Source organism: Variovorax nivicola (assembly GCF_051216475.1).
GTDB lineage: Bacteria > Pseudomonadota > Gammaproteobacteria > Burkholderiales > Burkholderiaceae_C > Variovorax.
The window spans coordinates 16,476-40,361 of sequence record NZ_JBPJZK010000003.1; the positions used below are offsets into that span (position 1 = coordinate 16,476).

25 protein-coding genes are annotated in these 23,886 nt (G+C 67.8%); 9 read left to right on the plus strand and 16 right to left on the minus strand.

Annotated elements, in window-relative coordinates:
• The first annotated feature begins 154 nt into the window (after nucleotides 1-154).
• From ACSFBF_RS12830 to ACSFBF_RS12840, 3 genes are all read left to right on the plus strand, one after another.
• Nucleotides 155-574 carry an SEL1-like repeat protein gene (locus ACSFBF_RS12830; protein WP_435467459.1) on the plus strand — a complete coding sequence of 140 codons (420 nt, stop codon included), beginning with the start codon at nucleotides 155-157 and terminating at the stop codon, nucleotides 572-574.
• Nucleotides 575-674: 100 nt separating this feature from the next.
• Entirely contained in the window at nucleotides 675-1,367 is a 693-nt protein-coding gene (locus tag ACSFBF_RS12835; protein ID WP_435468772.1) for a hypothetical protein, read from the plus strand.
• 22 nt (nucleotides 1,368-1,389) lie between these two features.
• Nucleotides 1,390-2,052: a phosphoribosyltransferase gene (locus ACSFBF_RS12840; protein ID WP_435467461.1), complete on the plus strand. Its 663-nt coding sequence runs from the start codon at nucleotides 1,390-1,392 to the stop codon at nucleotides 2,050-2,052.
• Nucleotides 2,053-2,067: 15 nt separating this feature from the next.
• Here ACSFBF_RS12840 and metC read toward each other — a convergent pair whose 3' ends face one another.
• The 4 genes from metC to ACSFBF_RS12860 all read right to left on the minus strand — a co-directional run bounded on the left by metC (nucleotide 2,068) and on the right by ACSFBF_RS12860 (nucleotide 6,661).
• Nucleotides 2,068-3,282: a cystathionine beta-lyase gene (metC, locus tag ACSFBF_RS12845; protein WP_435467463.1), complete on the minus strand. Its 1,215-nt coding sequence runs from the start codon at nucleotides 3,280-3,282 to the stop codon at nucleotides 2,068-2,070.
• 48 nt (nucleotides 3,283-3,330) lie between these two features.
• Nucleotides 3,331-4,341 (minus strand): Bug family tripartite tricarboxylate transporter substrate binding protein, encoded by a 1,011-nt coding sequence (locus tag ACSFBF_RS12850; RefSeq protein ID WP_435467465.1) that lies wholly within the window; start codon nucleotides 4,339-4,341, stop codon nucleotides 3,331-3,333.
• Nucleotides 4,342-4,394: 53 nt separating this feature from the next.
• A complete protein-coding gene (locus ACSFBF_RS12855) occupies nucleotides 4,395-5,981 on the minus strand; it encodes a rhodanese-like domain-containing protein (RefSeq protein WP_435467467.1) in 1,587 nt (528 codons plus the stop codon).
• 89 nt (nucleotides 5,982-6,070) lie between these two features.
• A complete protein-coding gene (locus tag ACSFBF_RS12860) occupies nucleotides 6,071-6,661 on the minus strand; it encodes a cysteine dioxygenase family protein (RefSeq protein ID WP_435467469.1) in 591 nt (196 codons plus the stop codon).
• A gap of 106 nt (nucleotides 6,662-6,767) precedes the next feature.
• Here ACSFBF_RS12860 and ACSFBF_RS12865 point away from each other — a divergent pair, with 106 nt between their 5' ends.
• Nucleotides 6,768-7,646 carry a LysR substrate-binding domain-containing protein gene (locus ACSFBF_RS12865; RefSeq protein ID WP_093058093.1) on the plus strand — a complete coding sequence of 293 codons (879 nt, stop codon included), beginning with the start codon at nucleotides 6,768-6,770 and terminating at the stop codon, nucleotides 7,644-7,646.
• Nucleotides 7,647-7,659: 13 nt separating this feature from the next.
• Here ACSFBF_RS12865 and ACSFBF_RS12870 read toward each other — a convergent pair whose 3' ends face one another.
• The 9 genes from ACSFBF_RS12870 to ACSFBF_RS12910 all read right to left on the minus strand — a co-directional run bounded on the left by ACSFBF_RS12870 (nucleotide 7,660) and on the right by ACSFBF_RS12910 (nucleotide 16,763).
• On the minus strand, nucleotides 7,660-9,183 hold the full coding sequence (locus ACSFBF_RS12870; protein ID WP_435467472.1) for a diguanylate cyclase domain-containing protein: 1,524 nt from the start codon (nucleotides 9,181-9,183) through the stop codon (nucleotides 7,660-7,662).
• Between the two features lie 34 nt (nucleotides 9,184-9,217).
• Nucleotides 9,218-10,480 (minus strand): lysophospholipid transporter LplT, encoded by a 1,263-nt coding sequence (gene lplT, locus ACSFBF_RS12875; protein ID WP_435467475.1) that lies wholly within the window; start codon nucleotides 10,478-10,480, stop codon nucleotides 9,218-9,220.
• Nucleotides 10,477-11,298 carry a GNAT family N-acetyltransferase gene (locus tag ACSFBF_RS12880; protein WP_435467477.1) on the minus strand — a complete coding sequence of 274 codons (822 nt, stop codon included), beginning with the start codon at nucleotides 11,296-11,298 and terminating at the stop codon, nucleotides 10,477-10,479. Before ACSFBF_RS12880 ends, lplT begins: the two co-directional genes overlap by 4 nt.
• A gap of 14 nt (nucleotides 11,299-11,312) precedes the next feature.
• A complete protein-coding gene (locus ACSFBF_RS12885) occupies nucleotides 11,313-12,407 on the minus strand; it encodes a hypothetical protein (RefSeq protein ID WP_435467479.1) in 1,095 nt (364 codons plus the stop codon).
• Nucleotides 12,407-13,351 (minus strand): methyltransferase, encoded by a 945-nt coding sequence (locus tag ACSFBF_RS12890; RefSeq protein ID WP_435467481.1) that lies wholly within the window; start codon nucleotides 13,349-13,351, stop codon nucleotides 12,407-12,409. The genes ACSFBF_RS12885 and ACSFBF_RS12890 overlap by 1 nt, the downstream gene beginning before the upstream one ends.
• Nucleotides 13,345-14,238, minus strand: a complete 894-nt coding sequence (locus ACSFBF_RS12895; RefSeq protein WP_435467483.1) for an iron-containing redox enzyme family protein — start codon at nucleotides 14,236-14,238, stop codon at nucleotides 13,345-13,347. The genes ACSFBF_RS12890 and ACSFBF_RS12895 overlap by 7 nt, the downstream gene beginning before the upstream one ends.
• A gap of 116 nt (nucleotides 14,239-14,354) precedes the next feature.
• Nucleotides 14,355-15,185 carry an urease accessory protein UreD gene (locus ACSFBF_RS12900; RefSeq protein ID WP_435467485.1) on the minus strand — a complete coding sequence of 277 codons (831 nt, stop codon included), beginning with the start codon at nucleotides 15,183-15,185 and terminating at the stop codon, nucleotides 14,355-14,357.
• A 31-nt stretch (nucleotides 15,186-15,216) separates the two neighbouring features.
• Nucleotides 15,217-15,744, minus strand: coding sequence for a nucleoside deaminase (locus tag ACSFBF_RS12905; protein WP_435467487.1), 528 nt, complete (start codon nucleotides 15,742-15,744; stop codon nucleotides 15,217-15,219).
• Nucleotides 15,741-16,763 (minus strand): ABC transporter substrate-binding protein, encoded by a 1,023-nt coding sequence (locus ACSFBF_RS12910; protein ID WP_435467489.1) that lies wholly within the window; start codon nucleotides 16,761-16,763, stop codon nucleotides 15,741-15,743. Before ACSFBF_RS12910 ends, ACSFBF_RS12905 begins: the two co-directional genes overlap by 4 nt.
• Nucleotides 16,764-17,096: 333 nt before the next feature.
• On the opposite strand from ACSFBF_RS12910, the gene ACSFBF_RS12915 reads away from it, so the two are divergent.
• Entirely contained in the window at nucleotides 17,097-18,179 is a 1,083-nt protein-coding gene (locus ACSFBF_RS12915; RefSeq protein WP_435467491.1) for an aromatic ring-hydroxylating dioxygenase subunit alpha, read from the plus strand.
• 284 nt (nucleotides 18,180-18,463) lie between these two features.
• Here ACSFBF_RS12915 and ACSFBF_RS12920 read toward each other — a convergent pair whose 3' ends face one another.
• Nucleotides 18,464-19,765 (minus strand): D-amino acid dehydrogenase, encoded by a 1,302-nt coding sequence (locus ACSFBF_RS12920; RefSeq protein WP_435467493.1) that lies wholly within the window; start codon nucleotides 19,763-19,765, stop codon nucleotides 18,464-18,466.
• Nucleotides 19,766-19,894: 129 nt separating this feature from the next.
• Between ACSFBF_RS12920 and ACSFBF_RS12925 the strand changes: the two genes are divergently transcribed.
• From ACSFBF_RS12925 to ACSFBF_RS12935, 3 genes are read left to right on the plus strand one after another with little or no spacing between them, the layout of a single operon-like run.
• Entirely contained in the window at nucleotides 19,895-20,362 is a 468-nt protein-coding gene (locus tag ACSFBF_RS12925; RefSeq protein WP_007836101.1) for a winged helix-turn-helix transcriptional regulator, read from the plus strand.
• Nucleotides 20,363-20,366: 4 nt separating this feature from the next.
• The gene (locus ACSFBF_RS12930; RefSeq protein ID WP_435467496.1) at nucleotides 20,367-20,861 is read left to right on the plus strand and encodes a GNAT family N-acetyltransferase; all 495 of its coding nucleotides are present in this window, start codon (nucleotides 20,367-20,369) and stop codon (nucleotides 20,859-20,861) included.
• A gap of 28 nt (nucleotides 20,862-20,889) precedes the next feature.
• The gene (locus ACSFBF_RS12935) at nucleotides 20,890-21,291 is read left to right on the plus strand and encodes an OsmC family protein (protein ID WP_093178054.1); all 402 of its coding nucleotides are present in this window, start codon (nucleotides 20,890-20,892) and stop codon (nucleotides 21,289-21,291) included.
• Between the two features lie 12 nt (nucleotides 21,292-21,303).
• Here the strand turns inward: ACSFBF_RS12935 and ACSFBF_RS12940 are convergent, their stop codons facing one another.
• Entirely contained in the window at nucleotides 21,304-22,485 is a 1,182-nt protein-coding gene (locus ACSFBF_RS12940; protein WP_435467498.1) for a serine hydrolase domain-containing protein, read from the minus strand.
• A gap of 22 nt (nucleotides 22,486-22,507) precedes the next feature.
• Nucleotides 22,508-22,861: a winged helix-turn-helix transcriptional regulator gene (locus ACSFBF_RS12945; RefSeq protein WP_093058107.1), complete on the minus strand. Its 354-nt coding sequence runs from the start codon at nucleotides 22,859-22,861 to the stop codon at nucleotides 22,508-22,510.
• 136 nt (nucleotides 22,862-22,997) lie between these two features.
• Between ACSFBF_RS12945 and ACSFBF_RS12950 the strand changes: the two genes are divergently transcribed.
• Nucleotides 22,998-23,885 (plus strand): NAD(P)-dependent oxidoreductase, encoded by an 888-nt coding sequence (locus ACSFBF_RS12950; protein ID WP_435467500.1) that lies wholly within the window; start codon nucleotides 22,998-23,000, stop codon nucleotides 23,883-23,885.
• Nucleotide 23,886: the final 1 nt, after the last annotated feature.

Consider the following 23,886-nt stretch of genomic DNA (forward strand, 5'->3'; position numbering starts at 1 on the left):
CCGCCGGGCCGACACGCCGGGGCCGTTGCAGGAGTTGCCGCATTGAGCCGTCATCGGGCTCAGGCGCCGACTGAGGCGGCCTGTGCCAATTCCAGCTTCTTTCTTTGGCGCGGCCGCGCGACGATGTCTTCCATGTCAATCGTGGAGAACATCGATGCAATCCGAATTCAACCAGCTTGCCGGCCTGTCGTTGCGCTGGCGGGTCTTGCTCTCGGCAGCGTTGCTCCTGGCGGCCGCGCTCTGCGCGGCCAGTCCGCTGGACGCCGGCACGCAACTGCAGGCCGAGCAGCGCTTCCAGCTCGCGTTGGAGGCGCAGGCCGCACGCGACTACCGCTCGATGCTCGAAGAGCTGCGGCAGGCCGCCACCGAAGGCCACGCCGAGGCGCAGGAAATGCTGGGCATGGTGCTGATGACCGGCCCCGCGCTCTACGGCACGGCCGTGAAGGCCGACCGCTGCGAGGCGGGCATGTGGATGCGCCGCGCGGCGGTGCAGGGCAGCGAAACGGCGAAGGTGCAGCTGACCTTTCTGAACCGGCTGCGCGCCTCGCCTGCGGGGAAGAACGCCTGCGGTTGAATGCGTCGCCGCCTGATGGCGACCATGCATGCGCACTGGTCGCACAATGGCGCATGGCGACGAGGGCATGCTGTCGCCCTCGACACAAGGACCGTCCTTCATGCGCAACGTGCTCGATTTCAGTTCCTGGCAAGGCCTGCTCACGACCCTGATGGGCCTGGTGCTGGTGTCTGTCGTGGCGGTCGGCATACGCCTGCTCGTGATGCACAGCGTGCAGCAGCGACGCGAGCGCCAGAACCGCCAGATCAACGAGCGGCTGAAGACGCTCATCGCGGCCTACAAGGTGCTTGGTGGTTCGTTCACCGGCGACCTTGCCGTCGACCCCAGTCATCTGCGTGAGCTTCGGCAACGGGCCGGGGCTGCGGTGCCGGAGGATGCGGCTGCTCGTGCAGACGTGTCCGCATCGGACCGCCGTCGCCGCATTCGCGATGCAGTGGAAGCCGCGCTCTCCGACGTGATCCTGCTGGGCACCGAGACGCATGTGCGCCTCGCAGCCAAGGCCGCCAACGACATGGTCGCGGGCCGTACCGTCGAGACTGCAGAGCTGGTCGTGGCACTGCGAACATTCATCCGCGACGTGCTCGACCTCGACCCAGTTCCTGCGGAGCTGGGCATTCCCAGGCAAGGCCCCGTGCGGGCGAAAGGCACGCCTGCGCGCGGTGATCGTGGTGAAGGAGCCGGTGGTGGACGTGGTGGCGGTGTCAAAGGTGGCGGTGGTGGTGGTGGTGCGGGTATGCGGTCAGAAGCCGTTCTTGAAAGCAACGACACTCACGCGCCGGGCCGCCGCGAATGAAGCGCGAACGAAGAGGGATGCGATGTTCAAGGATCGCTCCGATGCCGGCCAGCAACTGGCGTCATTGCTGAGCCAGTACCGCGATGCACAGCACTGCATCGTGCTCGCACTGCCGCGAGGCGGCGTGCCGGTAGGCGCCGAAGTGGCACGCGCGCTGCACCTGCCGCTCGATGTGCTGGTCGTGCGCAAGCTCGGCCTGCCCGGTCACGAGGAGTACGCTGCCGGCGCCATCGCAATCGGCGGCATCCGCGTGACGGGCGAAGAAGCGCCCGGCATGGCGCGCACATTGAAACGGGAGCAGCGCGAACTGCAGCGGCGCGAGCGCGCATACCGAGGCGATCGCACGCCGCTCGACCTGCACGACATGACGGCCCTGCTGGTCGACGACGGGCTGGCGACAGGCTTGTCGATGCGCGCAGCGGTGATCGCCGCACGGGCACTCGGCGCAGCCTCGGTCATCGTTGCCGTGCCTTTGGGCAGTGCGTTCGCGTGTCATGCGCTGCAGGCACCGGCCGACCCGTCAGCGCTGACTGGTATCGGCAGCGTGAGCCCCGCCGCCACCCATGCCGACGAGGTGGTGTGCCTGCACACGCCCGAGCCCTTCTTCGCCGTGGGCGCCTGGTACGAATCGTTCGAGCCGCCCAGCGACGAAGAGGTACGGCAGACGCTGGTGCAATGGCGCTGATCTTCGGTCGAGTGCTTACGCCCTCTGAGCCAGTGCATTCATCGCATCGAACCCCCGCGCCAGATCCACCGTCAGATCCGCCGGCGCCTCCAACCCGACGTGCAACCGAACCACAGCCCCGCGCTTGCTCCAATCCGTCACGCTGCGCGCCGCGCGCATGTTGGTCCATGCCACCAGGCTTTCATAGCCACCCCACGATGACCCACGCCCGAACAGCTTGAGCGCATCGACGAAGCGCTCGACCGCGGCGCTCTCGATGCCCGGCTGCAGCTCGATGGACAGCAGCCCGTTCGTGCCGATGCAATCGCGCTTCCAGATATCGTGCCCCGGATGCTGTGGCAGCGCAGGGCAGAACACGGTCGCTACTTCAGGCCGCGTCTCCAGCCAGTGCGCCACTTCCAGCGCATGCCGCTCGTGCATCTGCAGCCGCGCCGACAGCGTTCGCATGCCGCGCAGCACCAGCCATGCGTCGTCGGGGCTCACGGTCATGCCGAATGCATCGCAGCGCTCGTTCAGCGGCCGCCATGCGGCTTCGGTCGTGGCGACGGTGCCCATCATCACGTCCGAGTGGCCCGAGAGGTACTTGGTGGCGGCCATAGTCGAGATGTCGGCGCCCAGCGCCAGTGGCCGGTACTGGCAGCCTGACCCCCAGGTGTTGTCCGCCGCGAGCAGGGCGCCGCGTGCGTGTGTCAGCTCCGCGAGCTTGGGCAGGTCGCACATTTCGTAGACGAGCGAGCCGGGGCACTCGGCGTACACCAGCCGCGTGTTCGGCTCGAACAGCTCCTCGATGCCGCTGCCGTCCGCCGCGAAGAACGAGCTGCGGATGCTATACGGCTCCAGGAACGAATGCACGAGGTTGCGCGTGGGCTCGTACACGCTGTCCGACATCAGCACATGGTCGCCCGGCTTCAGGTACGACAGCAGCACCATGCCGATGGCCGCGAGGCCGGTCGGAAAGAGCCGTGTGCGGTAGGCGCCTTCGAGCTCGCTCACTGCGTCTTCCAGCGCGAAGGTGGTCGGCGTGCCGCGTGCGCCGTAGCTGAAGATGCGTTCGTCGTCGCGCCGCGCTCGCGCGTCTCGCATTGCGCCCACGCTGTCGAACAGCACGGTGCTCGCCCGCACCAGGGGCGTGTTGACGGGCGATCCGCCGGCGTATGACGGCGTCTTGCCGGTGCGCGTGAGCCGGGTGTCCAGCGTCAGATTGGCGGGGGCGGTGTGCGAGTCGGGCATGGTGATGGTGGGCGAAGAGAAGTCAGGCCGCTATGTTGCGTCAATTGATCAGTCGGCGCGGGCACCGGAAATTTTGACGATGCGCGACCAGCGGTCGATGTCCTGGCGCAGTTGCGCCGCAAAGGCTTCGGGCGAATTGGCCACCACTTCGCTGCCGCCGTCGGTCACGAGCTTGGTCACTTCGGGCAGGCGCAGCGTGCGCACGATGGCTTCGTTCAGGTACGCCACGCGTTCGGGCGGCGTGCCGGCCGGGGCGAAGAAGCCGTACCAGTCTTCGAAGCGCGCGCCGGCGTAGCCCAGTTCTTCCAGCGTGGGCACTTTCGCGAACACGCCGATGCGGCGCGGGCTGGTCACGGCCAGCACGCGCAGCTTGCCGTTCTGCACAAGGCCGGCGACCGACGCGGTGGAGGTGACCAGCACGTCGACCTGTCCGCCGAGCAGGTCGGTCAGCGCAGGGCCGGCGCCCTTGTAGGGCACGTGCGTCATCTCAACGCCGTTGTCCTTGGCCAGCACCACGCCGACGAGGTGTGACAGCGTGCCGTTGCCGGGCGTTGCGTACGTCACCTTGCCGGGGCTCGCCTTGGCCTTGGTGGCGAGGTCGGCAAAGGTCTTGAGCGGCGAGTTGGCATCCACCACCAGTGCGAGCGGCGCGGCGTTGATCTGTGTGATGGGAATGAAGTTCTTGATCGGGTCGAAGCCGGGCGCCGCATACAGCGTGGGGTTCACGGCCATGATCGACACCTGCGATGTGAGCACGGTGTAGCCGTCGGGCTTGGCGTCTGCCACGGCCTTGGCACCGATGTTGCCGCCCGCGCCGCCGCGGTTGTCGACCACTGCCGCCTGTCCCATGATTTCCGGCAGGCGCGTGGTCACGAGGCGTGCGGTTGCATCGTTGCCTCCGCCGGGCGGGAAGGGCGAGATGAACTTCACCGTCTGCGACGGATAGCCGTTGCGCGGCGCGAGCGGTTCGGCTGTGGCTGGCTGCAAGACGAGCGCCGCGAGCCATGCGGCGGCGACGGCAAAACGGGCAAGGTGCGGGATGCGGCTGGCGAACGACATGACGGGACTCCTGAAATAGGAACTGACAAGGACGAGCGGAAAGCGGAACCGGGCTAGGTGTGCGATGTGGCCGAGGGCGACGGCAGGCGGAAGGCGGCCCGCTCCTGTGCGTCGAGCTGCGCGACGAGGCCGGTCTCCCATGCGAGGTAGCGCCGCGCGGCTTCCTTGTTGCCGTCGTGCCGGTCGTGCACGAAGAAGAGGTAGTCGATGCAGTCGCTGTCGGCGGGCAGCGTGGGCGTGGCCTCGATGGGCAGGCCGGCGGCGCGCCATGCGGCCATGCCGCCTGTCAGCAGCAGGGGGGCGGGCGAGTGGCCTGCGAGTTCGGAGGCGGCAGCCCATGCCGCGAGCGCGGTGTCGTCGGCGACCAGCACGAGCTGGCGGGTTTCGTTCTTTACGTCGCCCGCGAGGCGTGGGCGAATCGACCAGCGGGCCTGCGGGATATGGCCGGCGCGAAACTGCATGCTGCCGCGCAGATCGATCACCGCTACCTCATTGCGCTCGATGCGCGCGGCGAGGGCTTGCGCATCGATGGTGGCCAGTGCAGGTGCGTTCGGCGCCGCAGCGGGTGCGAGCGAGAGGCCACTCGCGAGCCCGCCTTCGAGCACGCTCGCGTCATGCCCCATCTGCCGTAACCAGCTCGCGACGGTCGGTGCCCGAACGCCGTCGTTGTCGAACAAGACGAGCCGCGCACCGCGCACGCCGAAGTACTGGTCGCCGGCCTGCATCAGCTGGCCGCCGGGCGTGTGCTGTGCGCCGGGCAGGCTGCCGACCGCGAATTCTTCCGGTGTGCGCACGTCGCACAGGAACAGGCTGCGGCTCGCATCGGCGGCCCATTGATGCACGGTCTGCGCGTTCACCGCTGGCACGTCGAAGCGGGCGGCCAGCGCCTTGGCGGCGGGGCGCAGGTCGGTGTTGCCGCTGTCGTCCGCATAGCGCCGCGTGCCACCATGCTCCAGCGTGTGGTCGCCAAGGTACCAGCCCTGCGTGCCGTTCTCCAGCGCATAGACCGGGTTCGGCAGCCCGAGATTGATGAGCGTCTGCGCGCCGATGATGCTGCGCGTGCGGCCCGCGCAGTTGATGACGATGGGTGTGGTGGTGTCGGGCACCAGTTGCCGCACGCGGTAGGCCAGCTCGCCGTTGGGGCAGCAGGTGGCGCTGGGGATGTTCATCTTGTGGAACTCGCTGACGGGGCGGCCGTCGAGCACCACGACCTTGTCCTTGCGCGCAAGCATCTCGGCGAGCTGGTCGGCGCTGACGCGGGGCGTGTGATAGACCTCTTCGGCCAGTTCGCCAAAAGTCTTCGAGGGCAAGTTGACGCCCGCGAACAGCACGTAGCCCGCCGCCTTCCATGCGCGGGTGCCACCCTGCAGCACATGCACGTCGGTGTAGCCCAGCACGGCGAGCCGCGCGGCGGCGCGTTCGGCTACGTCGGCATCGCCTTCGTCGTACACCACCACCCGCGCGCCGCGGCGCGGCACGAGGCGCGGCGCATCGACTTCCAGCCGGCTGAAAGGCAGGGGAATGCCGTAGAACAGATGCGCCTCGCCGTACTGGCCGTGCTCGCGCACGTCGAGCAGCGCGATCTCGCCGCCGTCGTGCAGCCAGGATTTGAGGGTCTTCGGGTCGATGAAGGAGGTCATGAGGAGAGCAAGTCGTTGGGACGAACGAAGTCCTGCGAGGCCGCAGCGCGCGGCCCGCATGAAGAAAGGAGAGGACGGAAAGAGGGTGCCTAGCGGCGCGTCTGCACGCCGATGCCCATGGTCTGGTACGTGCCGGCTGCCAGGTCGTAGGCGGTGCGCTGGTTCAGCGTTTCGAGCGCGCGGCCGTACATGTGCAGGTGGCGAATGACCTGCTCGCCCTGGATCTCGACCGAGTGGATGTCTTCAGGCATCAGCGCGATGCCCTCGCCCGGCGCGACGACGACCAGCTCCGTCTGCTTCAGCTTGCCCACGCCCGGCACGCTGCCGTCGTCGGTGCGCTCGTACACGCGGTTGTGCTCGGTGCCTTCCACGGCCGCGATGCAGGCCCAGGTCGTGTGGTTGTGCGGAACGATCTTCTTGCCCGGGCGCATCACGTTCAGGTACAGCGCGTAGCTCTGGTCCGGGTCTTCGGCGATCAGATAGCGGGCCTGGTGCTCGCCGGCCTCGGGCGGCGGGAAGTCGGCGGCGCCCCAGTAGTCGGTGTGCGCGGCCAGGCCTTGCAGCGAATCGAGCACCACGTCGAGTTTTTCGCGGGTGGCTTCAGCGGCGCCGATGGCTTTCTTCATGTCGGCGATAGACGCCGCTACGGCCTGGCGGCGTTGCTCGGAAGGGGTGCTCATGCAGTTTCTCCAGTGGGGTTGCCTGTTTGGTGTGCATTCACTGTAGTGACGGGGGCGTGACGCAACAATCCAAGCGGAGCAGGAAACACATCAATAAAATTAATGTATGCCCACGCTCGATCTCGAACTGCTGCGCTCTTTTGCGGCTGTCGTCAGCCTCAACAGCTTTGCGGCGGCGGCCGTGCACCTGGGGCGCACGCAGTCAGCCATCACGCAGCAGATGCAGCGGCTGGAGGAGCAGATCGGCCATCCGCTGTTCGCCAAGCAGGGGCGGCAGAAGCGGCTCACCGAGCATGGCGAACGGCTGCTCACCTATGCGCACCACATGCTCGCGCTGAACGACGAGGCGCTGCGCAGCCTGCGGCAGGGGCAGCTCGAAGGCAACCTGCGCATCGGCGCACCGCACGACGTGGCCGAGACCATGCTGCCGCTGCTGCTGACCGAGGTGGCGCGCACCTCGCCGCTGCTGCAGCTCGACATCCACATCGGCCGCAGCCCCTATCTGATGACATCGCTGAAGAGCGGCGAGGTCGACATGATCATCTCCAACCGCGCCGACGAGCAGTCGCAGTTCGAAGGCGTGGTGCTGCGCACTTCGCCCACCGTGTGGCTGTGCGCCGCGAGCTACGTGCATGACCCGACGAAGCCGGTGCCGCTCATCATGGCGGACGGCCCCAGCATCTTTCGCCGCATCGGCCACGAGGCGCTCGACGCGGCGGGCGTGGCCTGGACGCCGCGCTACACCTCGTCGAGCCTGATCGGCATCAAGGCCGCCTTGCGCGCGGGGCTGGGCGTGACAGCGCGCGGCGTGGAGCAGCTCGATGCGGGCCTGCGCGTGCTGGGTGCGGGCGACGGCATGCCGCGGCTACCCGACCTGGCGTACTACCTCTATGTGCGCAGCCACGTGGTGAACCCGGTCACGCGGCAGGTGTTCGAGACGCTGAAGAAGCACTTGCGGCTGCCGCGCACCGACATGCCGGCGTAGGGCAGCCCGCCGCCTACATCATTGCGTAGCTGCCGCGCCCGCTCTGCTTGGCCCGGTACATGGCCTTGTCGGCCGTGGCGAGCAGGTCTTGCGGTGTCTCGTCGCCGTTGCCCAGGGCGATGCCTATGGACACGCCGATGACTGAGCTGGATTGCTCCAGCTGCAGCGGCTGGGAGATTGCGTCGATGCATCGCTGCGCCAGCGTCAATGCGCCCTGTTCAACGGGCTCTTCGAAGTCGGCGGCCAGCAGCACGAATTCGTCGCCGCCGATGCGCGCCACCGTGTCTGTCGACCGCACCAGCGCCTGCAGCCGGCGCGCGATTTCACAGAGCGCCTTGTCGCCCGCCTCGTGGCCGAAGGTGTCGTTGAGGTCCTTGAACCCGTCGAGGTCGAGGTAGAGCACGGCCACCCGGTGCGCGTGCTGCCTGGCGTGGACCAGCGTCTGTTGCAGCCGTTCGTCGAGCAACTTGCGGTTGGGCAAGCCGGTCAGCGTGTCGTGGTGGGCCAGGCGCGCCAGTGCCTCCTGGTTGTCGAGCAGCTTGGCCAGCAGCCGGTTGAAGGCCTGTGTCAGGTGCCCGATCTCGTCGTTGCGCACCACCTGCAGCGGCGTCAGCGCGAGCTCGCCGCGGGTCATGCGGTCGGCCTGGTCGGCGGCGCGCAGCAGCGGGCGCAGCAGCCACGCCATGATCAGGCCGATCACGACGAGCACCGCCGTCACGGCGGGCGCGCGTTGCTGAAGGATGAAGGTCTGCATGCGCGACACCGGCGCCAGCGCTTCCGAAACGGGCAGCCGCGCCACCACGAACCAGCCGCTGTTCGGCACCGATGCGATGGCGGAAATTTCCTCGATGCCCTTGGCGTTGCGCGTCGTCCCGCTGCCACGGAAGCCCGCCATGGCGCGGTCATGCAGCGGGTTCACGCCGTCGCGCGGCGTCGGTGTGAGAGACATCGAGACGTCCGTCGAAGCGACGAAGATGCGGTCGCGCGGCGAGATCACCAGGATGCCGCCGGCTTGGCCCACGCGCCCCTCCTGCAGATGGTCGAGCAGGCCGTCGGCCGTAAGGTCCGCCGTGCCGAGCAGCACGGCGGTCACCTGGCCGGCGCCGTTGCGCAAGGGCACGGCCATGGGCAGGGCCGAGTGTTGAGAAGCCGTGGACCGTGGGCGGCCTACCGCGCGCTTCCCGGCGGATGCGGCTGTGAATTCCGGACCGCCCGTTTCAAGCTGTGCGGCGCTGTCGAGCCCGTCGAGTCGTTTGCCGGTGACATCGGTGACCACCAGGCCGAGGGGGAAGAGGGCGCTGAGCGCGCTGCGTTCCGCCAGCCATGCATGCAGCTGCTCGGGCTGTGCCAGGAGTTCCGGCGGCAGGGCGCCAGCCAGGCGCTCCAGGAACGACAGCCGTTCGTCCAGGTAGTTGTCGACATCGCGGGCCACGTAGGCGGCCAGCGCCATTTGCTGCGTCGCCACCGATTTCGTCAGGTCTTCCCGCAGGAAGCGGGTGAGCTGGATGTAGCTGGCGGCGGTGCCCACGACTGCCATCGCCAGACCCATCACGAGAAGACGAACAACCAGGCTATTGGCGGATTTTCGGAGGGTCACTCTGGCTGCGGGTCGAGAGGCGGTTAGGTGCGGGACTGTATCCGAAGCGCTCCTGCGGCCGCTGACGACGCGACCGCAGGAGGATCGCACCCATGGCCAGCACCAGAAAGCCGCCGAAGCCCGCCAGCGTCGGCAGCAGCGGCGTGTCGAAATACAGCAGCGCGCCGTACACCCCCAGCATTGCCAGCGAGGCCAGGCTCTCGTTGAAGTTCTGCACCGCGATCGACTGGCCCGGGTGCATGTACAGCAGCCCGCGGCTTTGCAGCAGCGCGTTCATCGGCACCAGCAGCAGGCCCGCGAGCGCACCGATCGCCACCAGCAGCGCGGCGGCCACGGCGGGCTGCGTCACCAGCGTCATGAGCAATATCACGGCGCCCAGTGCAATGCCGATCGGCAGCGCGCGCAACGCACGCCCGAGCGGGAACCAGCGCGAGGCGCCGACGGCACCCGCCGCCATGCCGACGGCCACCGCGATCTGCAGCAGCGCACCCTGCGACAACGGCAGCCCCAGCCGCTCGGCCGCCCAGCGCAGCACCAAAAACTGCAGCGTGGCCGACGCTGCCCAGAACAGGCTGGTAACGGCCAGCGAGATGCGTGCATCGGCATCGCGCCACAGCAGCTTCAGCGCATGCCCGAAGTCCCGCAGCAGCCGGCTCGGATGCGCCAGCGCCGCGCGGTCGCGTGCCGGGCTGTGTGGAATCGCGAGTGTGCAGGCGGCGGCCAGCAGGTACACCGCGCCGATGGCGGGCAGGGCCAGGCCCTTGCCGACCAGCGTGCTGCCCAGCGCCACGCCGAACAAGATCGACAGCACCGTGCCCGCCTCGATCCAGCCGTTGGCGGCGACCAGCTCTTCTTGCGGAATCAGCTCGGGCAGGATGCCGTACTTGGCCGGCGAATAGGCCGCGGCGCCAAGGCCGACCAGCGCATACGCCACCAGCGGCTGCACCTGCCACAGCAGCAGGGCGCAGCCGCCCAGCTTGACGAGGTTGGTGGCCATCAGCACGCGGCCCTTCGGCGCCGCGTCGGCCACGGCGCCCGCGAAGGCGGCGAGCAGCACGTAGGAAAGATAAAAGAACAGCCGCAGCGCGGGCGTCATCCAGCCGGGCGCGTGGCGCTGCATGAGCAGGCCGATGGCGATGATCAGCAGCGCGTTATCGGCCAACGAGCTGAAGAACTGCGCGGCGACCACTGAACGCAGCGCGCGCTTCGACCGCGCGCGGATGGCCGTCGCATTCACGCGGTCATGCCGAAGAAGTGCTGGCGGTAGCGCGGCGACACGTCGTCCACGCGCAGCATCAGCGGCAGGTCGGCGGTGTTGAACGCCACGTCGAGCGCGGGCGGGCCGAGCAGGCGTGCGCCGCAGCGCAGGTAGCCCTTGATGAGCGGCGGCGCTGCGGGAGGCGCCGTGTCGCTGTCGGCATCGGCGTCTGCCCCGGTGTCCAGCGGCAGCGCGACGCGCGGCTCCACGCGCCAGCGCTGCTCGACCAGGTGCGTGCGGCACAGCCGGTGCCACAGCCGCGCGGCCGTTGCGCCCTGGTCGTCGAGCCCGATGCTGGCGCAGCCGATCATGGTGTCGAGCGCGTGGTCGACCATGTACTGCCCCAGCGCGGCCCACAGCGCCATGATGACGCTGCCCGAGCGCCATTGCGCATCCACGCATGAGCGGCCCAGCTCCAGCGCGCGGCGGCGCAGAGGTGCGAGCGGCGCCAGGTCGAACTCGGTGTCGGTGTAGAAGCCGCCCGCACGCAGCGCCGCCTCGGGCGTCAGCACGCGGTAGGTGCCGATGAGCGGGCCGGGGCCGTGCACGGGGTCGATGGCACGCACCAGCAGGTGGTCGCAGAAGGCGTCGAAGCGGTCGACGTCGAGCCCGGGCGGCGTGCCTTCGGGTGGCGTCAGGCGCGCGCCCATCTCCTGCGCGAATACGCGGTAGCGCAGGCGCTGGGCGTCGCGTACGTCCTCTTCGCAATCGGCCCATCGGGTTTCCAGCACGGGCGCGGCGGTTGCGAGCGGTATGAACGAACGGCGGGGCAGGGCGTGCGAAGCGTTGATGTCCATGTGCGTGCGACGACTCAGTTGGAGGGCGGATAGCGGTCGACCAAGCGGTTCTGCCGCCGGTTGAGCCGCGCGAGCGCGAGCAGGCCGATGGGCCGCACGCCGGCCTTGCGCTGCGCTGCGCCAATGGCGAACAGCAGCCGCTGCTTGGCGAAGACCATGCGAAAGCCTTGCAACACGCCGGTGTCGGGGTCCCACGCCTCGATGGCTTCGGAGCCTGCACCGTTGATTTCCATGATGGTGAAGCCGCGCCCGGCACCGAGTTCGCGCAGGCTCTGGTAGCGCACGTCGAAGCGCCCGAAACGGAAGTCGGGCATGTCGCGTGCGATGGCGTCGATGGCGCCCACGAGCTCGGGTGTGATGAGCGCCGCGCCGTCGCGGTACAGGCCGCCCACGCGGGTCGAGCCGATGGTGGCCAGCCGCACCTGCTGGCCGGCGGCCGGCACGCTGTCGGGTGGCACGCTGCATTCGTGGCGCGGCGAGCGCGCGATGCGGCGGGCGCGCACGTCGGCGGCCACGAGCTGGGCCACGGTGCTGCGGCCGTCGCCCGTCACGCGTGGGAAGTAGCGCAGCGCAAGGCCGATGATGCGGCCTTGGCCGGTGACGGGGTCGCGCGCATAGAAGATGCCGGCCTCGCCTTCCTGCGGCAGGTAGCGTTGCAGCACGACCGTTTCGTCGCGAGGAAAGACGGCCAGGTAGGCCAGCAGGGCAGCCATGTCGGGCAGCAGGCGCACGCCGTAGCCGCACAGGCCGAGGTCGGGCTTGGCGACCACGGGAAACGCGAGGCCGCTGTTGGCCATGCTCTGCCGAAGCGAGTCTTCGGTTGCCGTGCCGTCGTTGAACACCGCACAGTAGTCGGCCGTGACCGAGCGCGCCAGCGGCCCCATGCCGCGGAAGTATTCGAGCTTGCCTTCGCCCACCAGCCCGCCCGAGGTGAGGTGCGGGTTGGCGGCCGAAGGCACGGTAGGGCCACCGTAGCGCAGCGACAGCCATAGCCACTGCACCACCAGCGGCACGCAGATGAGCCACTTGGGCATGCGCTCCAGCACGCTGCATTCGCGCACCACGGCCAGCCGGCCGGTGTCCACGCCGAAGTCGAGCCCGGCGGCCATCACGCGGCCTCCGCGGCGCGGGTGGCGATGAGGCCGACGGCGGCGATGCGGTCGATGTGCGCATACACCGGCCGCTCCAGCTCTTCGCCGAACACATCGGGGTCGATCTCGGCATAAGACCAGTCGAAGCCCGGTGCCGCGAGCAGGGGCTGCAGTTCGGCAAGGAACGGGTCTTCGCCATCGACCATGGCCACGCCGGTGTAGAGCAGCAGTTGGCCGCCCGGTGCCAGCCGCTTGAGCGACTCGGCCGCGATGCGCACGCTCAGTGCCCGCCCGAGCCGCGTGCCGCCATGGCGATAGGCGCGCTGCGCGCCGTCGTCGAGGTAGGGCGGGTTCGACACGATGAGATCGAATTCGCCATCGACCGCCGACAGCGCATCGCCTTGTGCGAGCGTGACGGGAATGCCGGCCACTTCCGCATTGATGGCCGTGTACTGCAGCGCGAGCGGGTTGATGTCGTTCATCACGACGCTTGCCTGCGTGCCCATGGCCGCCAGCGCACGAGCCACCGCGATGCCGCCAGCGCCACTGCCGCAGCCCACGTCCAGCACGCGCACGTGAGGCTGCGCCTTGCGCCGGGCGAGTGAGTGGTGGAGAAAGCGCGCGAAGCGGCTGGTATCGGGCCCGAAGAAAACGGCGTTCTCCTCGACCGTCGGGTAGGCCGAATGAAAGAACAGGTCGTCGCCGAGGCTCGCGATGCGCACGGTGCTGCGCAGCAGCGAGCCCGTGTGCCGCACGATGCCGGCGCGCTCCATGTCGGCCAGCAATTCAGGCGGCACCGCGCGCGCTTCGAACGACAGGTTCCAGCCGAAGATGTCTCGCAGCGTCGCGCCCGGCTCGCGCCCGCGCCGCGCAAGCACGCGCTGGTGGGTCAGCGGCGTCACCGTGGTGAAGCGGTAGCCCGTGGCTGCCACCTGGCGCAGTACGCCCGCCGCGTTCAGCATGCGGCGACCTCCTCGGCGTGCCGCAGTTCGGCGGTGTAGCGCTCGAAGCAGCGTTCGCCGCAGACGAGCCGCATCAGCGCGCCTTCGGCAATGAATTGCCCGCAGGCCGGATCGGCCTCGACCAGCGGCCGGATCACCTCGCGGTTCCACGCGCGCGAATGAGATACGTCGAGCGCCGCATGCAGATCGAAGTAGGAGCGCGCACGGCCGCTCAGGCCCAGGCGGCGCATGCCGGCCGCCACCTGCTTCACGCGCCCGGGGGCCGTGAGTTCGATGACGCCGAGCGCGCCTATGGAGTGATAGCCGTAGCGGCGCGTGGTCGCCAGCCCGACCATGGTGTTGGCGAGCGCGAGCGACTCCCACACGGTGGTGTCGATGGCCGGATGCAGGTCAAGCTCGCGCACCATGTGCTCCAGCATCTGGCCGTGCATGGCGCTCTGCTTGCCGTGCCCCATCTCGTCCCAGAAGTTGCGCGCGCATTCCAGCTTGGGCTGCGGCGGCAGCTTGACCTGGGTGTAGGCCAGCAAGTCTTCGAAGCCGGCTTCGCCAGCGGCCTCCTGCGTGAGGAACCAGCGCATCTGCGGCAGCGTGGCCTCTTCGGCCAGCCAGTCGAACAGTGGGTGATGCTGGCCTGGGCCGGTGTGCGCCAGCGATTCGAACCAGCCGATGAAGTGGCCCGCGTTTCCGGCCGATGCCGCTGCCGCCGCCTGCACCGTGGTGCGCAGGGCTTCGAGGTATTTGCCTTCGAGCAGGCGGCACGCATGCTCGCGGGCGAGGTCGTCCTGCCACTGCGGCGAGGGGCTGCCGAGCCTGAGTCGCTCGGCGTTGAACCGCGCCAAGTGCCGGTGAAGCTGCGTGTTCGCGTCGGGAGTGTCGTCAGGAGACATGGCCGATCCTCGTCATCCGCTGGGCAAAAGAATCAGGTTGCGCCTTTGCAACGCGGCTGTCCGTCAGACAGTGCCTACAGATTCGCCCCTCGACGCGGGGGCGGGGGAGATCGGCCTCAGGTCGCCCAGATGCGCGGCGTGGCCGCGGGCAGCTGCCACAGCTCGCTGCGCCATGCCTGCCAGACCTGGCGCAGCAGCTGCATTGCGGGTTCGACCACGGGTGCCAGCACGCGCAGAACGACCACTTCTGGGTGCGGGCTGGTGGCACCAGCGCTGTCGAACAACGGGCTCGCTTCGAGCAGCGTCCGCGCATGTGCAAGCAAGGCATCGCGCCGGGCGCGCGCCACCGGCGAGCCTGCCACGAAGAACAGCGAAGCCATGCAGCGATGGCCGCCGAGGCCGATGGGGCTTTGCAGCAGCCGCTGGTCGGCCGCGTCGATGCGCCCGCGCTCCAGCCACACGCCGGGCACCTCGATGTGCTGCAGGTAGGTGCCGCGTTCGAAGGGCTGATTGGCGTTCGGCAGGCCGAGCGCTGTGACGTCCCAGCCGATCAGCTCGGCGCCGGGTGCGACCTCGATGGAGAGCCGGTTCTCCGCCTGGCAGCCGCTGTAGCAGATGGCTTCGAGCGGCAGCCATTCGAGCCGCGCGCCGGCCGCAAGGCGGATGCGCGTGCGCTGCAGCGCCAATTCGCCTTCGGAGCGGTAGAAGCGCGAGGCGCCGGGCGTGGTGATCAGGCCGTGACTGCCGTCGGCGGCCTCGATGTCGATGTCGAGCGTGTCGCCGCCCACCAGCCCGCCTGGCGGATGCACGAGCACGTTGTGGCAGACGGTGTCGCCCTCGGGGTACAGGCTCTGCAGGATGCGCAGCGGGCCGTCATGGCGAAAGCGGGCGACGGTGCGGGCGGCTTCTTGTTGGTAAGCGAGATGGAGACGGGCGTGCCAGGGCATGCAGCGAGTCTAGTGCGCGCGCTGCGGTGTCTCAGGTCTTCCAGGCACCGTCGTGGGCTGCACTCGCTTCGTCGATGAGTGCCGGCCCGATGCATTCGATGGGATGCGGGGAGGCACGGAACACGTCGCGGCACGACAGTTCGGCGTCGCGCTGGTCCTGCCGCTCGCCACGGAACACACGCAGCCGCTCGGCATCGATGCCGAACACCACGCGGCCGATGTTCGACCAGTAGATGGCGCCCGCGCACATCACGCAGGGTTCGCCCGATGCGTAGATCGTGGCGCCCGCGAGTTCTTCGCGAGAGAGCTTGCGCCCGGCCAGCGCGCGCAATGCGTTGACTTCGGCATGGGCAGTGCAGTCGCCCGTCTCCGCATTGCTGTTGCCGGCTTCGGCCAGCACTTCGCCGGCGGCGGAGACGATGACCGAGCCGAAGGGGCGGTTGCCCCGGCGGCGCGCCGCATGCGACCAGACGATGGCCTTGCGCAGGTAGCGGCCGTCGCGTTCGTCGAGCGTGGTTTCGGCGGGATAGGTGGTGTTGTTGTCGTTGTGGGAGTTCATGCCTTGGGGAGGGAGCGTTCGCTGCGCGATGGGAGCATTGAAGTGTTGAAGATGGCGTCGGACGCGGGCTTGACCTTGAGGCCGAAGACATCGGCCACTTCGTCGACCTGCTGCTCGAGTGTGAGCTTCTTTATGTCGCCGAGGCCATGGCCGCGCGTGTCGGCCGCGCCCACGTACTGCGCGGTGATGCCCCAGCGCTCGAGTTCGATTTTCTCGTCGAGGATGGGCTCGCGCTGGCGCATGGCCGCGATGCTCGGCGCCGGGTTGGCAAAGGTCTCGACGATGGCGCGGTTGCTCGCGCGAAGGAAGGCGGCCACCACCTTCGGGTTCTGTGCGATGAGGTTGCTGCTCGCGAGGATGGCGTTGCCGTACAGGTTGACGCCCGCGTCGGCGTACTTGAGCACTGACAGATCTTCAGGCTTCATGCGCGCGAACAGCGAAACGGCCGAGTCGTGGAAGTAGGTGGCGGCATCGACGTCGCCGCGCACCATGACGTTGTCGCGTGCGCTGAAGTCGGTGGTCTGCCACTGGAAAGCGTCGCCGCGCATGCCCTGCTTGCGCGCGACCATCGGCCAGGCGCGGCGGGTCGATTCGACGGCGGCCGCCGCGACCTTCTTGCCCGCGAGGCTCTTGAAGTCGCCCGTCACGCCGCGGTCCTTGCGGCCGATGATCACGAACGGTGCGCGGTTGTAGTACTGGTACACGGCCTGCACCATCGGCGTGCCGGGGTTCTGCGCGTTGAACTCGACCAGCGAGCTGATGTCGCCCAACCCCAGCTGGTAGACGCCGCTGGCAATGCGGGTGATGGAGGCGACCGAGCCGGCGCCGGTGTCGATGCTCACGTCGAGCCCCTCTTCCTTGTAGTAGCCCTTGGCCAGCGCGAGGAAGAAGGGAGAGGTCTGCCCGTTGATGCGGAAGTCGAGCGTGAACTTGAGCGGGGTGAGCTTGCCGCCCTGGGCAAGGACGGCGGGGGCAGCAAGGGTGGCGGCACTGGCCGCGAGGAAGGATCGACGTTGCATGTGGGGCCTCGGAAGCTTCGGGTCTTGAATCCCCCTGCACAGGGCAGAAGGCGTTTCAAGAGCAATTTCCGGGCGGGCGCACTTTCGTGGTGCGTGCGCTGCTGAACGCTTCTACTCTTGCAACAGGTCATGCACGACGCATGCCAAGGGCTTTTGCTCAGGCATTGCGGGCGGGGGCTTGGAGCGACGGCCTGGCCGCGCCACAATCCGGGCGCGCAATTTGCAAGGCAGCTTGCGCAGAGTAGAAGCGTTCAGCCGTGCGATGCCCCACGCATCCAGGCAGGAAATTGCTCTTTCACGTTCGTCCCACACGACCACAGAAGGAGTCCGCGCATGCTCGTTACCCAACAACCCGTCTTCCGCAAGTTCTGGCATGCCGTCATGCCGCTCACCGAACTGGCACAGGGGCCCAAGCCTTTCAGGCTGCTGGGCGAAGACATCGTTCTCTTCATCGATGCCGACGGCCAGCCCGCCGCGCTGCGCGACCGCTGCTGCCACCGTACCGCGAAGCTGTCGAAAGGCTGGTGCGTCGACAGCGAAGGCCAGGCCTGCGGCACCGGCGCCATTCAGTGCGGCTACCACGGCTGGACCTACGACCGCAGCGGCCAAGTCATCCGCATTCCGCAGTACGAGCCCGATCGCAAGATTTCGCCCGAGTACCGCACCACGGCCTACCGCTGCACCGCGCGTTACGGCTACGCATGGGTGGCGCTAGAGGAGCCCATCGCCGACATTCCCGCCATTCCCGAGTTCGAAGACCCGGGCTACCGCACCATCTTCCAGTTCTACGAAGAGTGGCAGACCAGCCCGATGCGCGCGCTCGAAAACTCCTTCGACAACTCGCACTTCAGCTTCGTGCACCGCGCCACCTTCGGCGTGGCCGCGAGCCCGAAGCCGAGCAAGTACGAGCTGGTGGAAAACGATTCGGGCTTCTATGCCGAGACGGTCATCGAAGCGACCAACCCGGTGAAGTTCCATGCGATCAGCGGCGTGACTGACCCGATTACCACGCGCCACATGCGCAACGCCTACTTCCTGCCGTTCTCGCGCCGGCTCGACATCGAGTACCCGAGCGGCGTGCGCCACATCATCATCAACTGCTTCACGCCCATCGACGATGGCCGCATGCAGCTGTGCCAATGGCTGTTCCGCAACGACACCGAAGCCGATTGCACCGCGCAGATGCTGATCGATTTCGATGATGCGGTGACGCGCGAGGACAAGGACATCCTTGAATCGACCGACCCTGATGCGCTGGTCGACACGCGGCGGCGTGGCGTGGAGTATTCGATGGAGTCGGACCGGCCCGGCATGCTGATCCGCAAGCACCTGATGCAGTTGCTTGCGAAGCATGGCGAGGCGGAGGTTTATCGCGGCATGAGCAGTGCTGTGATTCCGATTGCCAAGGCTGCTTGAGGGCCCGTTCGCTGTTCAGGGCGCGCTCACGCCGACGGGGCACCTTGCTCCGCGAATGTCCTCCGGCCTGCGGCCTCCCCCTTTATTTCGCTGCGCAAGGCACCCCATCGGCGTGAGCGTTGTTCGGAGCGGGGTTGATCGGCGAACACCCGCAGCGTGCCCAGGTGCACAGGGCGCCGGGTGCTCCCCGCAGCGAAATAAAGGAGGAGGCCGAAGGCCGGGGGACATTCGCGGAGGGGAGTACCCGGTGGCCTGTGCACACGCCCTGAACGACAGGGCCAGTGTCAGGCAGGTGCAGTCGCAGGGTTCGGGCGAGTTGTATGCGACGAGCCCCGTTCGTAGCGGTCCATCGCAAGACCGTCCGTGCGGATCTCCGGCCGCTGCCCCATCACCATGTCGGAGATGAGCTTGCCCGAGCCGCAGGCCATGGTCCAGCCCAGCGTGCCATGGCCGGTGTTGAGGAACAGATTGGCGTAGCGCGTGCCGCCGACGATGGGCGTGCTGTCGGGCGTCATGGGGCGCAGGCCGGTCCAGAAGGTGGCGCGCGGCACGTCGCCGCCGGGGAACAGGTCAGTCACTACCTTCTCGAGGGTGGCGCGGCGGTTGGGGTTCAGGCGCAGGTCGAAACCGCCGAGCTCGGCCATGCCGCCCACGCGGATGCGGTTGTCGAAGCGCGTGACCGCGACCTTGTAGGTCTCGTCGAGCACGGTCGATTGCGGCGCAAGCGATTCGTCGAGCAGCGGCACGGTCAGCGAATAGCCCTTGACCGGGTACACCGGGATGTCCAGCCCCAGCGAGGCGATGGCGGCGCGCGAGTAGCTGCCGAAGGCCATCACGTAGCGGTCGGCCGTGAGGATCTTGCCGGCGGTGGTGCGTACGCCGGTGATTCGGCCGCCGTCCGTCTCCAACCCGTCGATGGTCTGGCCGAAGCGGAAGTCCACGCCCAGGCCGCGTGCGATTTCGGCGAGGCCGCGCGTGAACAGATGGCAGTCGCCGGTTTCGTCGTTGGGCAGGCGCAGGCCGCCTGTGAGACGGTCGCGTGCGCCGGCCAGCGCGGGCTCGACGCTGGCGAGTGCATCGCGGTCGAGCAATTGGTAAGGCACGCCGCATTCTTCGAGCACTGCGATGTCGCGCTGCACTGCATCGAGCTGCGCCTGCGTGCGAAACAGCTGCAGGGTGCCACCGGTGCGCTGCTCGTACTGCAGGCCGGTGTCGGCGCGCAACTGCTGCAGGCAGCCGCGGCTGTATTCGGCCACGCGCATCATGCGTTCCTTGTTCACCGCATAGGCTTCGGGCGAGCAGTTGCGCAGCATCGCGGCCATCCAGCGCAGCTGGAACATCGTGCCGTCGGGGCGAATGGACAGCGGCGCGTGCTTCTTGAACATCCACTTGATTGCCTTCAGCGGAATGCCCGGCGCGGCCCACGGCGTGGAGTAGCCCGGCGACACCTGGCCGGCATTGCCGAAGCTGGTTTCTTCGGCGGGGCCGGCCTGCCGGTCGAGCAGGGTGACCTCGGCGCCCGAGCGCGCGAGATAGTAGGCCGTGGTGGTGCCGATCACGCCGCCGCCGAGAACGATGACTTTCATGGTGTATTCGCCGATTCAGATGGGATGAGTGGAATCTAAAGTGCACAATGCAGTGGATTCCATTGTTTTCAGCGGTTTGGCAGTGAAATACACTGCCGCCAATCGCCCAGAGCCGCCTGCGAAAGTGAAATGCCCGAACTCGACCGAATCGACCGCCGGATCCTCGACCTCCTGCAGCGCCAGGGCCGCGTTTCCATGACCGAGCTGGCCGAGCACATCGGCCTGTCGGCCTCGCCCTGCGCCGAGCGCGTGAAGCGCATGGAGCGCGACGGCGTCATCACCGGCTACCACGCGCACGTGTCGCCCGAGGCGCTGGGCAAGACGCTGCTGGTGTTCGTCGAGATCAAGCTCTCGGCCAAGTCGGGCGACGTGTTCGACAAGGTGCGCAAGGAGCTGCTGCACATGCCCGAAGTGCTCGAATGCCACCTGGTGTCGGGCAGCTTCGACTACCTCGTGAAGGCGCGGCTCAGCGGCATGAGCGAGTACCGGCACCTGCTGGGCGACATCCTGAAGAAGCTGCCGGTGGCGGCCGAGTCGCACAGCTACGTGGTGATGGAAGAAATCAAGGAAACGCTGATGCTGGCCGTGGACCGCTGAACCGATGAGCAAGAACCACGACATTCCCGACATCGCCATCCGGCCCTGGCGCCTCGACGATTTCGACGCGGTGAAGGCCATCCTCGACGACACCTTCGCCGGCACCTGGCTGCCGCAGCTCACGCCCGAGGCCGCGAAGGCCTACAAGGAGAGCGGCGAGCCTGTGGGCTACATCGACGAGATGGGCCCAGCCTTCTTCGTAGCGGAAATCGACGGCGAGGTGGTCGGCATGGTCCATTGGGAGCACGACTTCGTGCACGCGCTGCATGTGCCGGCCGAGCACCAGCGCAAGGGCATCGCCCGCGCCCTGATGGCGTTCGCGGAAGACGGCATGCGCGCAGACGGCGTGGCGCTCGCGCGGCTCGAAACCGACACCTTCAATACGCAGAGCCAAGGCTTCTACCTCGCGCTCGGCTATCGCGAGGCCGACCGCTACCCTGATCTCGAATGGCACAGCGGGTTCACGACCATTCTGTACGTGAAGACGCTTTCCTCCTGAACCGCAACTCCCTACCAAGGACATCTGCATGACGATCTCGATCCACCGCGACGGCACCACCGGCACGCGCCACATCCTGAAGATCCGCAACCACGAGATTCCGGTTGATGCCTCGCCCGCTGGCGGCGGCAGCGACGCCGGCCCCGAGCCGCACGACCTGTACGACGCATCGCTCGCGGCCTGCAAGGCGCTCACGGTGCTGATCTACGCGCGCCGCAAGGGCATTCCGGTGGAAGACATCGAGGTCGTGGTCGACCGCGATGACAGCGAGGAGCGCAAGGGCGTCTACCGCCTCAAGTCGGGCTTGCGCTTGAGCGGCGACCTGACTGAGGCTCAGCGCGACGAACTGCTGCGCGTGGCGGGCAAGTGCCCGGTGCACAAGCTCATGACCGAGGTGAAGACCGAGATCGAGACCGGCTGGGCCGACTGACCCGGCGGTCGGTCAGTGCAGCACGCGGTAGGTGCGTACCGCGCGCAGCAGCGCCCACAGGCCGGCTTCGGCCGGCACCTTCTTCTCGTTGAACGACACGGCGATGTACACGTCGTCGGCCGGCACGTAGGCCACGATGCTCGTGAAGCCCTCGATGCCGCCGCTGTGCCCGAGCATCAAGCCGGGGCCGTCGGGCACGTCGTAGAGCTGCACGCCCATGCCGTAGAACGCGTTGCTCCCGGCATAGGGGCCGAGCATGGCGGGCATGCCGGTGAACATGCGGTGCACCGCTTCGCCGGGCAGCACCTTGCCCGCGAGCAATGCGTGCCAGAACACCGCGAGATCGCCCGCTGTCGATGCCAGCGCGCCGGCGGCGTAGGGCGTGGCGTACTGGTCCGGCGCATCGAGCGGCCGGCCGGCCGTGTGGCCCGTGGCAACGGGCAGCTCGACGCCCGGCTTGCGCATGACCGTGTGCGTGAGCGACAGCGGCTTGATGAGCCGCTTCGTGAGCACGTCCGCGAACGGCGCGCCGTCCACCTTCTCGACAATCACGCCGAGCATCGCGTAGCCGGTGTTGGAATAGCTCCAGTTGGTGCCGGGGCAGAACTGCGGCTTCTGCGATGTGCCGAGCGCGATGACGTCAGCGGGCGTGCGATAGGCCGTACCGAGCGATGGCAGTGCGTTGAAGCTCACGAGGCCGCTGGTGTGGCGCAGCAGATGTTCGATGGTGGTGAGCTTCGCATTCGGTGCGTCGGGAAACCATCTGTCGATGGTGTCGTCGAGCTTGAGCTTGCCTTCCTCGACGAGCTGCAGCACGACGGCGGCCGTCAGGGTCTTGGCGGTGCTTGCTACCTGGAAGGGCTGGTCGGGCACGACGGGTTGTGGCGGCTCCTTGCGTGCCAGGCCGCGCGTGGCGGACCAGGTGCCTTCACCGGGAATCGCGACGGCCACGCTGGCTGCGGGGACGTGCGCAAGCATCTTGTCGAGCGCATCGCCGAGTGCCTTCTGCAGCTCGGCAGGCAACTCGCCGTCGATGGAGCGCTTGAAGTCCTTCTGCCATATCGCCTCGGGCGCCGAGCGCATCGGCGGTCCCGCGTAGACGGGTGAGGGCGCGCACGCCGGCTGCGCCTGCGCGAGTCCCCATGACACAGACGTGGCCAGCAGAACGGCCGATGAAATCTTCCGCAACGACATTCGGTGCTCCCGGTGTGCCGGCCTACTTGGCCGCTTCGGCTTTCGCGCGTGCGGTTTCAATGCGCTTGGCGTTGCGGTCGCCCCAATCAGCCAGCGGCCCGAGCGCCGCATTGAGCGTGGCACCCAGCTTGGTTGCCGAGTACTCCACGCGCGGCGGCACTTCATGGAACACCTCGCGATGGACGATGCCATCGGTTTCCAGTTCGCGCAGCTGCTGGATCAGCATCTTCTCGCTGATGTCGGGCAGCAGCCGCTTGAGCTCGCCGAAGCGATAGGCCTGCGCGTTCAGCTCCCAGAGGATGACGGCCTTCCATTTGCCACCGATGACGTCGAACGCAGGCCCGATACCGCAGTTGTAGGGTTTCTTCGATTTCATTTTTTGTCCGTGGAATGCCCTGTAAATACCCAATACGTGCGTTTTGGTAAGTACCTTACTTTATTGTAGGTACTTGACCATATGGAAGCGAAATTTCTACGATTCAGCTGTCTTCACAAACAGCAATCGAATCGTCATGAACAACAAGCGAATTTCCGTTCTGGGCCTGGGCTCGATGGGTTTCACCATCGCGCAGCTTTATCTCGATCAGGGCTACGAGGTCACGGTGTGGAACCGCACGCCCGGCAAGACCGATGCGCTGGTCGCGAAGGGCGCCGTGCTGGCGCGCAGCGCGGGCGAGGCGTTGCGCGCGAGCCGCGTCGCGGTGATGTGCGTCTACGACTACCGCGCCGCCGATGCGATCTTCGCGCTCGATGGCGTCGCCGCCGCCGTGGACGGCCGCCTGCTGGTGCAGCTGACCACCGGCAGCCCGCAGGACGCACGCGATGCCGAGGCTTGGGCTCACCGCCATGGCGGCGCCTACCTCGAGGGCGCGATCCAGGCCGCGCCGGACCAGATGGGCCGGCCCGATACACCGCTGCTGGTGTCTGGTGCAAAGCACGTATTCGACGAGGCCGAGCCGTGGCTGAAGGTGCTGGCCGGCGGCATCGTCTATCTGGGTGAGAAGGCGAGCGCGGCGGCGGCCATGGACCTCGCCACGCTCTCCACCATCTACGGCACGATGCTCGGTTTCATCCACGGCGCGCGCATTGCCGAGCACGAAGGCTTCGACGTGGCCGAGTACGGCCGCATCGTCGCGGGCATCATGCCGACCTTCGCGGGTTTTCTTCAGCACGAGGGCTCCGTCATCCAGTCGGGCGACTTCAGCATCTCGCAAAGCCCGATGCGCATCTCGGTCGAGGCAACGCAGCGCATCCTGCAGACGGCGCAGGCGTCGGGCATCAACACCGAGTTTCCGGCCTTCGCCGCGGACATCTTCCGGCGCGCCGACGAGGCAGGGCTCGGCGGCGAGGAGCTCGCTGCGTTGATCAAGCTGCTGCGCGCGAAGGGCGCATCGGCATAGC